13 protein-coding genes are annotated in these 13,965 nt (G+C 50.5%); 3 read left to right on the plus strand and 10 right to left on the minus strand.

Annotation, left to right across the window (positions count from 1 at the left end; genetic code table 11):
• Window positions 1-67: 67 nt before the first annotated feature.
• Window positions 68-970 carry a manganese-dependent inorganic pyrophosphatase gene (locus BZK41_RS04420; protein ID WP_079937325.1) on the minus strand — a complete coding sequence of 301 codons (903 nt, stop codon included), beginning with the start codon at window positions 968-970 and terminating at the stop codon, window positions 68-70.
• A 231-nt stretch (window positions 971-1,201) separates the two neighbouring features.
• Between BZK41_RS04420 and BZK41_RS04425 the strand changes: the two genes are divergently transcribed.
• A complete protein-coding gene (locus tag BZK41_RS04425) occupies window positions 1,202-2,125 on the plus strand; it encodes a LysR substrate-binding domain-containing protein (protein ID WP_079937520.1) in 924 nt (307 codons plus the stop codon).
• A 40-nt stretch (window positions 2,126-2,165) separates the two neighbouring features.
• On the opposite strand, the gene BZK41_RS04430 is transcribed toward BZK41_RS04425, so the two are convergent.
• The 8 genes from BZK41_RS04430 to cybB form a co-directional block, all read right to left on the minus strand.
• The gene (locus tag BZK41_RS04430; RefSeq protein ID WP_079937326.1) at window positions 2,166-3,854 is read right to left on the minus strand and encodes a methyl-accepting chemotaxis protein; all 1,689 of its coding nucleotides are present in this window, start codon (window positions 3,852-3,854) and stop codon (window positions 2,166-2,168) included.
• A 169-nt stretch (window positions 3,855-4,023) separates the two neighbouring features.
• Window positions 4,024-5,142 carry an S-(hydroxymethyl)glutathione dehydrogenase/class III alcohol dehydrogenase gene (locus BZK41_RS04440; protein WP_008784862.1) on the minus strand — a complete coding sequence of 373 codons (1,119 nt, stop codon included), beginning with the start codon at window positions 5,140-5,142 and terminating at the stop codon, window positions 4,024-4,026.
• Window positions 5,143-5,174: 32 nt separating this feature from the next.
• A complete protein-coding gene (locus tag BZK41_RS04445; protein ID WP_003833178.1) occupies window positions 5,175-5,450 on the minus strand; it encodes a metal/formaldehyde-sensitive transcriptional repressor in 276 nt (91 codons plus the stop codon).
• 94 nt (window positions 5,451-5,544) lie between these two features.
• Entirely contained in the window at window positions 5,545-6,333 is a 789-nt protein-coding gene (locus tag BZK41_RS04450) for a hypothetical protein (protein WP_139762571.1), read from the minus strand.
• 186 nt (window positions 6,334-6,519) lie between these two features.
• Window positions 6,520-7,566, minus strand: a complete 1,047-nt coding sequence (gene ompA / locus BZK41_RS04455; protein WP_079937328.1) for a porin OmpA — start codon at window positions 7,564-7,566, stop codon at window positions 6,520-6,522.
• 148 nt (window positions 7,567-7,714) lie between these two features.
• Window positions 7,715-8,983, minus strand: coding sequence for a Y-family DNA polymerase (locus BZK41_RS04460; protein ID WP_079937329.1), 1,269 nt, complete (start codon window positions 8,981-8,983; stop codon window positions 7,715-7,717).
• Between the two features lie 2 nt (window positions 8,984-8,985).
• Window positions 8,986-9,405: a translesion error-prone DNA polymerase V autoproteolytic subunit gene (locus BZK41_RS04465; protein ID WP_079937330.1), complete on the minus strand. Its 420-nt coding sequence runs from the start codon at window positions 9,403-9,405 to the stop codon at window positions 8,986-8,988.
• A 244-nt stretch (window positions 9,406-9,649) separates the two neighbouring features.
• Window positions 9,650-10,180 (minus strand): cytochrome b561, encoded by a 531-nt coding sequence (gene cybB, locus BZK41_RS04470; RefSeq protein ID WP_008784870.1) that lies wholly within the window; start codon window positions 10,178-10,180, stop codon window positions 9,650-9,652.
• A gap of 189 nt (window positions 10,181-10,369) precedes the next feature.
• Between cybB and gap the strand changes: the two genes are divergently transcribed.
• A complete protein-coding gene (gap, locus tag BZK41_RS04475; RefSeq protein WP_079937331.1) occupies window positions 10,370-11,371 on the plus strand; it encodes a type I glyceraldehyde-3-phosphate dehydrogenase in 1,002 nt (333 codons plus the stop codon).
• Between the two features lie 126 nt (window positions 11,372-11,497).
• A complete protein-coding gene (locus tag BZK41_RS04480) occupies window positions 11,498-12,424 on the plus strand; it encodes an alpha/beta hydrolase (RefSeq protein WP_079937332.1) in 927 nt (308 codons plus the stop codon).
• Between the two features lie 41 nt (window positions 12,425-12,465).
• Here the strand turns inward: BZK41_RS04480 and aldA are convergent, their stop codons facing one another.
• On the minus strand, window positions 12,466-13,905 hold the full coding sequence (gene aldA, locus BZK41_RS04485; protein WP_079937333.1) for an aldehyde dehydrogenase: 1,440 nt from the start codon (window positions 13,903-13,905) through the stop codon (window positions 12,466-12,468).
• Between the last annotated feature and the right edge of the window lie 60 nt (window positions 13,906-13,965).

Below are 13,965 nucleotides of genomic sequence, written 5' to 3' on the forward strand. Positions count from 1 at the left end.
CGGTGGGAAGAATTTACAAAGTGTGACCCCGCGTAAACTTCCCACCCATACAAACGATGAACAGTACCTACTGGCGTGGTTTCAAATGACTTTCCAGCCAGGGTAGCATCTGTTTTTTACGGCTAAGCATACCTTCTACCTTGCAAGGCTGCGGGATGTCTGAAAGTTCTGCTCCAGCAAACCAAAGGCTGGTGTCACCCAGATTGATGTCAGTGAGCATCAGCACGACCAACGCAGCATTCTTTTCTTCTGCATAGCGCGCCATTTCCTGACGGAGATCGTCCAGCACCTCATCCACCTGTTGCAGCGCATACAGTTCAAGCTGCGCTACACAGACTGAATGTCCATGGATGGTGAAGGTTTTAATGTCTTTCTGCAAAAGTTCGCGGGCGCTCATCCCTTCCACGCTTGTTTTGGCTGACAGCAGGTCGCGACTGAAAGCGTCAAGATCCACTCCGGTTTTTTGGGCCAGCGCATCAACCGCCTGGCGATCGTCAGAGGTGGTCGTAGGTGAACGCAGCGTGACAGTGTCACTCAATACCGCACCGAGCAGTAAAACAGCTTCAGCGGAAGATAACTGGTTGCGTTCATCTTCCGTCATCAGTTGCCACAGCAGGGTTGCGCTACTACCGACGGGCTTCACCCACACTTCCGGTGGCAGACGGGTGACTAATCCACCGAGTCGGTGATGATCGATAATTCCCACCACGTTACTTTCTGCCAGCGATTCCGGCCCCTGGGCAGGTTCGGTAAAATCAACCAGCCAGACATCACGATCGGTCAGTTCAAACATCAACCGTTCAGGCATCGTCAGCCCGGCATGCTCAAAGATAAACTGCGTTTCGCGGTTAGGCTCGCCCAAACGCCATGCCGTCGCCTGCTGGCCACGTAAACTAAGCCAACGCGCCGTCATTGCTGCGGTGCAGATGGCATCGCTATCGGGATTAAGGTGCCCTATTACATGTATCATTCATCAGTGCCTTGTGAAGAGAAATCGTTCAAAAGTAAACAATAACCAAAGTATAACGACTGAACATACTCCCTTCCATGATCCCGCCACCCAGCAACGCTGTACAAAACATAAGCAAAATAAATCAGTTGTAAGTAAAACATGATAAATGTTAATAATATTTTGCTATCAGGTTATCAAAAACAAACAACTTTACTTGTCACCGATACGGCTCTGTTTTTAACATCGCTTATGGAAAAAAATGTTCTGTTCAATCAGCGCATTCGCTTGCGCCACCTTCATACTTTTGTCGCCGTTGCACAGCAGGGAACGTTGGGGCGCGCGGCTGAGACCCTTAACCTGAGCCAACCGGCTCTCTCCAAAACGCTAAATGAGCTGGAGCAACTGACCGGTACCCGACTCTTTGAGCGTGGCCGCCTTGGCGCGCAGTTAACGCTGCCCGGAGAACAGTTTCTTACCCACGCTGTAAGAGTGCTGGATGCGCTCAACACCGCCGGACAAGCGTTAAATCAGCGCGAAGAATCGCAGACTGATGTCGTACGGATTGGGGCCTTACCCACCGCGGCACTGGGCATTCTGCCTGCGGTAATTGGTCCTTTCCACAAACAGCAAATGGAGACCACGCTACAGGTCGCCACCATGAGCAATCCGATGATTTTGGCAGGTTTAAAATCCGGGGAAATCGACCTTGGCATTGGTCGCATGGCCGATCCGGAATTGATGGTCGGTCTGAATTATGAATTGTTGTTTCTGGAATCACTTAAACTGGTTGTACGTCCTAACCACCCGTTGTTACAGGAAACCATCACGTTAAGTCGGGTAATGGAGTGGCCGGTGGTAGTTTCGCCAAAAGGAACCGCGCCTCGCCAGCACGCAGAAGCATTGTTGCAAAGTCAGGGTTGTAAACTGCCGCCAGGCTGCATTGAAACGCTGTCAGCATCGCTTTCCCGCCAGCTGACGGTTGATTACGACTATGTGTGGTTTGTCCCTTCAGGCGCGGTTAGAGAGGATTTACGCCAGGCGACGCTGGTGTCGTTGCCGATACCTACCCACGGTGCGGGTGAACCCATCGGTATTCTTACCCGTGTTGATGTGCAACTCTCTCAGGCCGCGCAGATCCTTATCGCCGCAATACGCAAAACCGTACCGTTTTGATGCCAAATATTAAGGGACCATCAGGTCCCTTAATTTATTGTTAAAACGTTTCCCAGTTATCGCCACTGGCCGTTGCTGTCTGCGGACGCGACTGGTCAGGCGTAGTGGTCACGGGAGCGCGTTTAATAGCGCTTGTTCCTGTTAAGCGGAATGTTCCTACAGCTTCCGTTAAGCGCGCCGCCTGTTCTTCGAGAGAGGCCGCTGCAGCCGATGCTTCTTCAACCAGCGAGGCATTTTGCTGCGTAACCTTATCCATTTCTGATATTGCCTGGCTCACCTGGACGATACCTCGGCTCTGCTCATCAGAGGCCGCCGCGATTTCCAGCATGATATCGGTCACGCGTTTTACCGCGTCGACAATATCCGTCATCGTATTGCCCGCCGCGACGACTTCTCCGGAGCCCTGGTCAATCAGTCGGACCGATTCGCTGATCAATCCTTCAATCTCTTTTGCCGCCTGAGCGCTGCGGCTTGCCAGCGTACGGACCTCACTGGCCACCACTGCAAATCCACGCCCCTGCTCTCCTGCCCGCGCCGCCTCAACCGCCGCGTTCAGCGCCAGGATATTAGTCTGGAAAGCAATACTATTAATAACAGCGGTGATTTCGGAGATTTTCTTCGAGCTCGTTGAGATATTGCCCATGGTTTTCACCACGCCAGAAACCATCTGACCACCCCGGCTGGCCTTGCCGGACGCATCTTCCGCCAGCTTGCTTGCGTGATGCGCATTGTCGGCGTTTTGCTTCACCGTTGCCGTCAGCTCTTCCATGCTGGCCGCCGTTTGTTCAATCGCCGCCGCCTGTTGTTCGGTACGTGAAGACAAATCGGTATTACCCGCCGAAATCTCACTGGTACCGCGGTATATTTCTTCCGCGCCCTGACGTACCGTGCCCACCGTTTTCCCCAATGATCGTTGCATTGTCTGCAGATGACGGCTCAGGCGACCAATTTCGCTACGCCCGGTTGCTTCATCTTGCATGGTCAGATCCCCCGCGGAAATTTGCTCAATACGCTTGGCCGCGCGTAACAGAGGATGAATGACCGTGCGGCGCAGAACAATGAACGTCATTACGGTCAGCGCCAGCGCAAGAACGAATGCACCCAGCATAAAAGCCATGCCGAGTTGTGTACGCTGATGCGCCTGTTCGCTTAACTGGTTCGCCCTTGCGGTACGAATGTCGATCGCTTTTAACAATACCTTATTGTAAGCAGAGTCCAGCGGTCGGGCCTGTTCATTTTCATGGTTGATGATCGCTTCAAACATGCCGTTTTTAGCGTACTTCAGCATGGGCTGTAAGCCGTCGGTATAGGCTTTGAAGCTGGCGCTCAGTTCAGCATCTAGCGCTTCATCAGCAGACGTTTTTACCGCACGCGACATATACGCGTTAAAACCGTCCTGCGACTGCTTAATCCGTTTTTCCGCCTCGGCAATATTGGCCTTCATGTCATCCATTTCGGCGATACGGCTCGCCGCGCCGGCGTGGATCATATTGATACGCGCAGTGCGTAAGTGGTTAGAGCTGTTAGATAACCCCATCCTGACCTGAATCTCATCGGTCACGTCGCGCTGATCGCGATCGGCCTGCATAAGAAAATAGCCTGCCAGCCCGGAACTTAAGGCGAATAGCAGAAGGATGCCACCGAGAATGGAGGAAAACAGCGGAACCAGCCGGATTTGATGCAAAAAGCCCAGTTTATGCTGGGCTTGCATCGATGTAGTGTTGTCCATGACCGTCGACTCTCTTGTAGGGTTTATGCGTGAAAACACGCCCGTTAGATAGTCATCGGCAATCCGGGAAGTTTACTTACCGTGAAAAGCGCCGGATTCGTCACACTTTCACAACATAATTCTAAAAAATTCAGGAAAGTGCCAGCGGTGAAATCCGCTGGCCAATGAATCAGTTATCGCCAAAGTGGATAACGGTACGGATGGACTTACCCTGATGCATTAAATCGAACGCTTCGTTAATCTGCTCCAGCGGTAAACGGTGGGTAATAAAGGGATCCAACTGAATTTTCCCGCTCATTGCTTCTTCAACCATGCCAGGAAGCTGAGTGCGCCCTTTCACGCCGCCAAACGCGGAGCCGCGCCAGACACGCCCGGTAACCAGCTGGAACGGACGCGTTTTGATCTCTTGCCCTGCTCCCGCCACGCCAATAATGATGCTTTCGCCCCATCCTTTATGGCAACATTCCAGCGCTGCGCGCATCACGTTAACATTACCGATACATTCAAAGCTAAAATCCACGCCGCCGTCAGTCAGTTCGACGATTACATCCTGAATCGGTTTGTCGTAATCCTTCGGGTTGATGAAATCGGTCGCGCCCATTTCACCTGCCAGCTTAAATTTTTCCGGATTGGTATCAACGGCCAGAATACGCCCGGCTTTCGCCTGCACCGCGCCCTGAATTACCGCCAGACCAATACCGCCCAGGCCAAATACGGCTACGGTGTCGCCTTCTTTCACTTTTGCGGTGTTATGGACTGCTCCAATACCGGTGGTCACGCCACATCCCAGCAGACACACTTTGTCCAGCGGAGCCTGCGGGTTAACCTTCGCCAGAGAGATCTCCGCGCAAACGGTGTATTCGCTGAAGGTGCTGGTGCCCATATAGTGATAAATCGGCTCACCGTTATACGAGAAGCGCGTTGTGCCATCCGGCATCAGACCTTTGCCCTGGGTCGCACGTACGGCCTGACACAGGTTGGTTTTACCCGATTTACAGAACTTACACTCGCCGCACTCTGCGGTGTACAGCGGGATCACATGGTCACCCGGTTTCAGGCTGGTTACGCCTTCGCCTACTTCAACCACAATGCCGCCACCTTCATGCCCAAGTACCGCCGGGAATACGCCTTCCGGATCATCGCCAGACAGCGTAAAGGCGTCGGTGTGGCACACGCCGGTATGGGTAATTTTAACCAGCACTTCGCCTTTCTTTGGCGGTGCGACGTCGATTTCGACAATTTTTAACGGTTGGCCGGGGCCGAATGCAACTGCTGCACGTGATTTCATTTGTCTCTTCCCATTATTGCGAGGTGATGGTGTTATTTTAGATAAGCACGCAGAAGATGGCCGATTTCAGCCATGCGCACGGCACGTTGGTCTGGCGTAGTTTCCCCGCTGACCAGCTCGTCTTTCAGATGGATCTCAACCATTTCGCCCATCAGGCCATTGGATGCACCGCGCACGGCGGCAATTTGTTGCAGGATAGCCAGACACGGTTCGCCGGACTCCAGTGCGCGCTCAAGCGCATCAACCTGACCGCGAATACGGCGTACACGGGTGAGAATGCGTTTTTTATCTTCGGGTGAATGCGGCATACGCCCTCCAAATACTATAGGGGGGTATACTATCAGATTTGTTATTTGGCTGTAAAATATATGATTACTGATTATGTTAACGCATTGATTTTTATTATATTAGCTTGAACAACACCCTGATTGGCTTTAACTGTGTCAGATGCTCCCAAAGATTATGTAGATTAATAAGGCCTGCCTGAGCAAGTATCGCCAGGGTGATCATCAATGTGGACGCGGTAATCACAAGCATCAAACGACTAATATTTCTCTGGATCCTGATCTGCTGCTTTTCCCGTTTATCTTCAGATTCCCATGAAACAATTGTTGAAATAGCCTTACCCTGAATATAATATTTTTCATCGTTAAATTTAATCTCCTCTGTAATGACAAGAGATTGTAATAGCAGAAAAACCTTTCTTCTGAAATCTTCGTTCTTGATATGTTTGTACCAAAGGGTACCGTAAAATAGATCGATCACTTCTTCACACGTTACTCCGGTGTGAGTTTTCTGCGGTGATTGATGCACATATTCATTAACTAACACCTGTAATAACATTATACGATCAAGTCCGGTCAATTCTCTGGTGCTGGCGAAGGTAGAAAAAACTCTACTCTTTGCTCTCGCGAGCATATTTTTCACATAAGCTATACGAGTAAAATAACTTATTGTAAAAAGGAAAATTGAGTCAAATCTTAATGGCCCTTGTTTTCTCCAATGAATGATCTCAACATTCATCTTTTCAAGGTCATTGAGTGGAAGGTTTATTTTCTCCACATAGGCGTGCTGCTCAGCATGCCATTTTTCAAGCACAACATTTTTGCCTCTTAGACTCACAAGCTGATATTTTTCTTGTTTTACACCCGAAAAATAAACACTATAGTAATTATATACTTGATCATCCACATGATTTTTCAGAGTAAACCGTGGCAGAAAATAACGCCATAATTTATCTTTGGCTCTCGAAACTAACGATTCTATGAACATGATTACGCTCTAACATCTTTAATTTTCCACAGTTAATGATAGTTCACTGCGCGAATAAAAAAGCCCTCCCCATTCGATAATGAGGAGGGCTTTTTGTACACCTGTTTAGTGCTTATCAGTGATCTCAACAACGACATGGCGATCAGGAGCAAGACAATTAATCAGCTGCTGTCCGGTCTGCCCATCACAACTGGATCCCGTGACAGAATCACTCGAACCGTGTCCTTGTGCAGTAATATTTGCAGCCGGCATACCTAACGCGACTAATTCATCGGCAACAGCCTGCGCGCGCTGGGCTGACAGTTGCTGGTTATAATCTGCGGCTCCGGTGCGATCGCTATAGCCAATAACAACGGTCGCTTTGTCTTTGGCTGGTTGCAGACCGGGGTTTCGGTATAGCTGCGCAATCGCTGCTTTCCCTTCTGGGGTTAGTGCTGCTGAATCATAAGCAAACATCACATCAGATTTTAAGTTAAAACGCTGAGGTTCAGGCGCAGGAGTGGCGGCAACTGCCGGAGCAGGCGTAACCTCCGCGTCGTCATGCTGGCCAAAGCGATATGACAACCCAGCGGTAACGGAACTAACATCGCTTGATACGCCAATCTGGTTTTCATTACCCACGTTGCTCACCCATTGGTATTCCACGCGACCAGCCCAGTTCTTGTTAAAGGCATATTCCGTACCAACAGCCACAACCGGACGCACACCGGTATCAAAGCGGTTATTGCCTTTAATATCTGACTCCGCGCGATATCCCATTGCCCCTGCACGGCCGTAGAGATCCCAATTATCAGTCAGACCGTAATTTGCCTTCAGAGATAATTGCAGGCCCTGACTTTTCATTTGAGAACCAGATGAGCCATTTTTACCGTTGAATTGCATATTACCTAAATAATCATAACCACCTTCAACAGCCAGCCATGGAGTAATCTGGTAGCCTGTAAATACACCACCACCAACGTTATCGCTATCAAAACCAACATCACCATATTTATTACCATTGGCCCCCGTTTGCTGGCTTGCGCTGGTATCAAAGTAATGCGACCAACCAAATTTTCCACCAGCATACCAGGTTCCCGCATCCGCTGCGGCAAATGCCGTAGTCGCGGTCAGCGCATTTGCAATAATGAGTGTAATAAGCGTCTTTTTCATAAATTTCCTATTATAGACTTGCCGTTTGTCAGTTAGTTATCTATTAGTCGGCGCTACAATAAAATTTTTAATGGCGGCTGATAATCGTTTTTTTATTTATTTCTGGACAGTTTTAGAATCGCTCCAAAGACTTATTTACGATACCCCCCTACCCAACTTGCAGTAAGTCACTGTATCTCGTTGTATAACGCGGTGAGAGCATATCTCGCTTCATCGCCCACGGTTGTTGTATACCTTGTCCGGCAAAATAGAGCGTTCCTTTACCCTTTTCAGCATTGAGCGTATCCAGAACGGCCATCAGTTTATCGCTGTTATGCCGTGGCGCGTTGTCATCAAAAAGATTCAACTGTGCAACGCCTGAGCTAAAAAAATCGCCCAACATGACCCCTGCTTTTTGATAACGTAGCCCCTCTCGCCATATTGCGTCCAGGCTACGTGTGGCCGCCCTTATAATTTCCCGACTATCCTGGGTTGGTGTCAGCAGTTTTATCGATGCGCTGTTACCGTAATACGGCTCATTCATGGAAAATGGGCTGGTTTTGATAAACGTGGAGATAAACCGACAAAACTGGTGTTCTCTGCGTAGCTTTTCCGCAGCACGTGCAGCATAGGTACAAATAGCCTCTCTCATCGCATTGTAATCCGTAAGTTTTTCACCAAACGATCTTGAACAAATGATCTCCTGCTTAACTGGCGCAAACTCCTCCAGCGCCAGGCAAGGTTCACCGCGCAATTCCCGCACCGTGCGCTCAAGCACCACGTTGAAATGTTTGCGGATAAAGCGAATATCGGTATCCGCCAGGTCGCAGACCGTTTTAATGCCCATAGCATCCAGTTTTTTACTGATACGGCGTCCGACACCCCAGACTTCATCAACCGGAAGCGCAGCCATCAGCTTACGCTGGCGCTCAATATTCGAGAGATCCACCACCCCGCCAGTCTGTTCCTGCCACTTTTTGGCCGCATGGTTCGCCAGCTTGGCCAGGGTTTTGGTCTGGGCGATACCGACCCCAACCTTAAGATGTGTTTTCTGTAAAATGGTTTCTCTGATTTCACGACCAAAATCCGTAAGATCCCTGCAGTTTCGCACACCGGTTAAATCACAAAAGGCTTCATCGATACTGTACATTTCCACGCGCGGAGACAGCTCCTCCAGAATCGACATCACTCTGCTGCTCATATCCGCATACAGTTCGTAGTTTGAACTAAAGCAGAACACGCCGCAGCGCCTGAACAGATCTTTCTGTTTGAAGTATGGCGCGCCCATATTGACGCCAAGCGCCTTCGCTTCCGCACTGCTGGCAATGACACAGCCATCGTTATTTGAAAGAACAACAACGGGTTTACCTTTAAGGTCCGGTCGGAATGCCGATTCACAACTGGCATAAAACGAATTAACATCCACCAGCGCAAACATAATCAGCCCGCGGCTTTGATGATAAATGTCACAACGCCAAATATATCCAGCGTGTCCTCGCTGCCGATCATGATCGGCGCGTAGGCGCTGTTCTCTGGCTTCAGCATCACCACCGGATGCAATTGCAGGCGCTTAACGGTGAATTCGCCTTCAATTGCAGCAATCACAATGTCTCCGTGGGCCGCTTTTCTGGCACTGTCGACTACCAGCAAGTCGCCAGCACCGATCCCTGCCCCCATCATGGAGTCGCCAGACGATTTAACAAAATAGGTGGCGCTGGGATGCTGCACCAACAGGTCGTTAAGATCGATACGTTTCTCAACGTAATCCTGCGCAGGAGAAGGAAAACCACAGGGTACGAGATCGCTAAATAGCGGGAAGTGTTTGATTTCGCGGTGTTCAACTGGCTGGAAAAACAACATAATAATCTGCCTCTCATATAACTGTATTTATATACAGTAGTTTTAATGAGGACAGTGATCAAGTGACGGGAGTGATGAACTGAGCGTTGTTTAACCATCTCGTCGGTAAGTTTTTATGATGTCTGGGAAAATAATTTACGATTTTATTCCATGTTAGCGATCGCCTTACGGCAAACTCGCGGCATGGTGGATTGTCGCCATTGCAGCGGCCTAAAAAAACGCCCCGCATTTGCGGGGCGTTACCTCAGGAGCGTTTACGCGGCATCATGCGCAGCAGCGTATTATCCTTCCAGAAATAGTGATGCATCAGGGCCGCAACGGCATGCAGACCAATAACAAAATACCCCAGGTTTGCCAGCGTCACGTGCCAGGACTTCAGCATATCCACTAAATCAAAGTTAGCTTCTGCCGCATGTGGCATAACGATGCCGAATGCAATCCACGGGTTACCCCGGTTGTACATCATCACCAGCCCAATAATCGGCAGGACAATAAACAACAGATAGATAACCAGATGCCCCAGATGCGCCATGCCGGTCATCATTGGCTTCGGTTTCGGCACAATCGGTGGAGCCGGGTATTTCAGCCTGACCAGCAGACGCGCCACCATCAGCGTTAAAATAGTGATACCGCAGGAGACGTGCACCATGTTGAACAAGGGGCGATAGCTGCGCGGGAAAAATCCGCGAAACTCCATGGCGCTGTAGGCCACAATAACCAACAAAAAGACCAGCCAGTGAATACCAATTTGCAGGCCAGAATACTTATTCCCCATAACACTTCCTGAATAAAAACAATAATGCGTCAACATAACGGGCTTTTATTAAAAATTCATTAACTTTTGTTCACCCATTTTCAGTCGCTTACGCTTAACCGCAAGAACCGCTATTGCCGAGGATGACTGTCTGGACTAAGCCTGGTAGGGAAAATATGTCGTACCGCCTCATCCTGACAGGAGAAAACCATGAGTAAAATTGGCATTAACGGTTTTGGTCGTATCGGTCGTCTGGTATTGCGTCGACTGCTGGAAGTCAAAAGCAACGTGGAGGTTGTGGCCATTAATGACCTCACCTCGCCCAAAATTCTCGCCTATCTGTTAAAGCACGATTCAAACTACGGCCCGTTTCCCTGGAGCATCGACTTTACCGAAGACGCACTGATTGTCGACGGTAAAAAAATCGCGGTTTACGCAGAAAAAGAGGCTAAAAATATCCCGTGGAAAACCACTGGTGCTGAGATAATCATCGAATGCACCGGTTTTTATACCTCGACAGAAAAAGCCAACACGCACCTGGATGCAGGGGCCAAAAAAGTGCTGATATCCGCCCCGGCTGGCGATATGAAAACCATCGTCTTTAACGTCAACGACGACACAATGGATGCGAACGATCGGATTATCTCAGTCGCATCGTGCACTACCAACTGCCTGGCACCGATGGCGAAAGCCCTGCATGACAGCTTCGGTATTCAGCTTGGCACTATGACCACCATCCACGCCTACACGGGAACACAATCACTGGTTGATGGCCCTCGCGGGAAAGATCTGCGCGCCTCACGGGCAGCGGCGGAGAATATCATTCCCCATACCACCGGAGCCGCCAAAGCCATTGGTCTGGTTATTCCGGCGTTGAGCGGAAAATTAAAAGGCCACGCCCAGCGTGTTCCAGTGAAAACCGGATCCGTTACGGAACTGGTTTCGATATTGGGGAAAAAAGTCACTGCTGAAGAGGTCAACAACGCGCTGAAAAAAGCCACGCAAGATAATGAGTCATTTGGTTATACCGATGAGGAAATTGTCTCATCAGATGTCATTGGCTCGCATTTCGGTTCGGTATTTGATGCGACACAAACCGAAATTACCGAAGTGGGCGATCTACAACTGGTAAAAACCGTCGCCTGGTACGATAACGAATACGGTTTTGTCACCCAACTTATTCGTACGCTGGATAAATTTATCAAGCTCTAATGTTCTGGCGGAGGCCCGCCTCCGCCCTCTTTCATTTCCCGCGAATTCAATACGTTGTGAGTCTCTCCCCGTTTTCGATTCACTGACTGTGCTATAGCTAACCTTTGCCACTGAGGGAGCATAGTAATGGAAGCACTGAGCCGTGAAACATTAGAAAACATGATGGAGCAAGCTGTTGCTAAGGCCGCCACCGTCTCATTCTGGCCGCAGGGTGAAGCCCCCGGAGCAAAAAACAGCGATGCGGTGTGTACGCCTGAACCCCGACATACAGGAACATCTCAGTATGATCGCGCGGTCACCGGGATTCGCGCCCCGGAAATTACCGTTTATGCCCCCGCAAAACCTAACGGCATAGGGATCCTTGTCACGCCAGGCGGCTCTTATCGTCGCGTGGTGATGGATAAAGAAGGCAGCGTACTGGCACCATTCTTTAACGCTCGCGGTTATACCCTGTTTGTGATGACCTACCGCATGCCGGGTGATGGCCATGAGGAAGGTGCAAACGCGCCGCTGGCCGATGCCCAACGCGCCATGCGCTACATTCGCGCCAACGCCCATGAATGGAAAATTAACCCTGATCGTATTGGCGTATTAGGTTTCTCTTCTGGTGGTCACGTGGCCGCCAGTCTGGGAACCCGGTTTGCCGAACCGGTTTATACACCAATTGATAGCGTAGACGAGCAACCTGCGCGCCCTGCGTTTATGGCGCTGGTGTACCCGGTGATCACCCTGCGCGAAGACATCGGTCACCCGGGATCTCGTCTTGAGCTGGTTGGCGCTACGCCTGAAAAGGAAGATCTGCACCACTATTCTCTGGAAGAACGTGTGGATAGCACAACGCCGCCGACGTTCCTGCTACACGCCATCGACGATCCGGCGGTGAAAGTAGAAAACAGCCTGGTCTTCTTTAATGCGCTACGTGAGCAGGGAGTTTCGGTCGAAATGCATCTGTTTGAACGCGGTAAGCACGGATTTGGTATTCGCGATGCGCAAGGGTTACCGCTGGCCATCTGGCCGGAAATGATGATGAACTGGATCGCCACCAAAGTGTGAGAATGGCGCCGGGTGACCTACAGGCTCACCCGGCGAAAAACTTAAGACTGCAAATACACTACCTGCGTTTGCAGGTATTCGTTCAGACCGTGTTTACCGTCTGCCCCGCCAATCCCGGACTTGCGCCAGCCAGCGTGGAAGCCCTGCATCGCCTCGAAGTTTTCACGATTAATATAGGTTTCGCCAAACTTCAGTCCCTTAATCGCCTTCATTGCCGTATTCAGATTCTGCGTATAGATCGATGAGGTCAGACCGTAGTCGCTGTCATTGGCCATCGTCAGCGCCTGTTCCAGCGTGTCAAACGCCACCACCGGCAGCACCGGACCAAACGTCTCCTCGTGCATAATCGCCATTTCCTGACGCACGTCTAACAGTAACGTCGGTGGATAGTAATAACCTTTGCCGACAACAGCCTTACCGCCCAGCACCACTCTGGCCCCTTCCTGCACCGCTCGCTCGACTTTTTGCTGTACACGCTCCAGCGCAGCGGCGTTAATCAGCGGTCCCATCGCAATGTCATTGCGTTCGGCCGGATTGCCAAACTGCACGGCTTTCATCGCCTCACCCAGACGATTAACGAACTGGTCATAGATACCTTTCTGAACGTATACGCGCTCGGCACAGTTGCATACCTGTCCGGTATTAATCACCCGCGAATCAACAATGGCCTTCACCGCCAGCTCAAGGTCAGCATCGTCCATCACGATAGCCGGGGCTTTTCCACCCAACTCCAGACAAACTTTGGTGATGTTTTTGGCCGCCGCGGCCATAATTTTCTCACCTGCACCGACGCTACCGGTCATGCTCACCATGGCGACCTTCGGGTTTCCGGCCAGCTCCTGACCGACCGTTTCACCGCGTCCCAGCACCAGGTTAAAGACCCCGCGCGGTAAACCAATGTCATCAACAATTTTGGCAAAGGCGATGGCGTTATTCGGTGTGAATTCACTCGGCTTAATGACGATGGTATTCCCCGTCAGCAAGGCGGGAGCCAGTTTGCGGGCAATCAGGAAAAACGGGAAGTTCCACGGCAGAATGCCCGTCGTCACGCCCAGTGCACGCTTAAACAGCAGGATATTCTCACCCGGGCGATCGCTTTGCAGGATCTCGCCTTCATAGCGACGCGCCCACTCTGCCATGTAATCGATATAGTCGGCGGTAAACGCGACTTCAACGTCAGCCAGTTGTTGAATTTTTCCACCTTCCGCCACAATCAACGCGCTGATTTCATCGGCTCGCTGGCGGATACCCGCAGAAATTTTGCGTAACCAGTTTGCCCGTTCAATGGCAGGCAACGCTTCCCATTGCGGCTGAGCGCGATCCGCAGCATCGATCGCTTTACGCGCATCTTCGGCACGTCCATCGGGAATACGCGAGATAATCTCTTCCGTGGCCGGATTGATGACATCAATCCAGGCGTCATCGTGCCAGGTCACAAACTGCCCATCGATATACATAGGATGTTGTACGGGTACTGACATGCGGCTCTCCTGTGATTGATTTGTTTTTAACAAGTAAAACTATTGTTAATTAATATCAAT

Source organism: Citrobacter sp. A316 (genome assembly GCF_002042945.1).
In the GTDB taxonomy this organism is placed as follows: domain Bacteria; phylum Pseudomonadota; class Gammaproteobacteria; order Enterobacterales; family Enterobacteriaceae; genus Citrobacter; species Citrobacter portucalensis.

Excerpts from the sequence above, each read along its gene's own strand:
- BZK41_RS04420 (WP_079937325.1), bottom strand. The coding sequence starts at position 970 with ATGATACATGTAATAGGGCACCTTAATCCCGATAGCGATGCCATCTGC.
- BZK41_RS04425 (WP_079937520.1), top strand. The coding sequence starts at position 1,202 with ATGGAAAAAAATGTTCTGTTCAATCAGCGCATTCGCTTGCGCCACCTT.
- BZK41_RS04430 (WP_079937326.1), bottom strand. The coding sequence starts at position 3,854 with ATGGACAACACTACATCGATGCAAGCCCAGCATAAACTGGGCTTTTTG.
- BZK41_RS04440 (WP_008784862.1), bottom strand. The coding sequence starts at position 5,142 with ATGAAATCACGTGCAGCAGTTGCATTCGGCCCCGGCCAACCGTTAAAA.
- BZK41_RS04445 (WP_003833178.1), bottom strand. The coding sequence starts at position 5,450 with ATGCCGCATTCACCCGAAGATAAAAAACGCATTCTCACCCGTGTACGC.
- ompA (WP_079937328.1), bottom strand. The coding sequence starts at position 7,566 with ATGAAAAAGACGCTTATTACACTCATTATTGCAAATGCGCTGACCGCG.
- BZK41_RS04460 (WP_079937329.1), bottom strand. The coding sequence starts at position 8,983 with ATGTTTGCGCTGGTGGATGTTAATTCGTTTTATGCCAGTTGTGAATCG.
- BZK41_RS04465 (WP_079937330.1), bottom strand. The coding sequence starts at position 9,405 with ATGTTGTTTTTCCAGCCAGTTGAACACCGCGAAATCAAACACTTCCCG.
- cybB (WP_008784870.1), bottom strand. The coding sequence starts at position 10,180 with ATGGGGAATAAGTATTCTGGCCTGCAAATTGGTATTCACTGGCTGGTC.
- gap (WP_079937331.1), top strand. The coding sequence starts at position 10,370 with ATGAGTAAAATTGGCATTAACGGTTTTGGTCGTATCGGTCGTCTGGTA.
- BZK41_RS04480 (WP_079937332.1), top strand. The coding sequence starts at position 11,498 with ATGGAAGCACTGAGCCGTGAAACATTAGAAAACATGATGGAGCAAGCT.
- aldA (WP_079937333.1), bottom strand. The coding sequence starts at position 13,905 with ATGTCAGTACCCGTACAACATCCTATGTATATCGATGGGCAGTTTGTG.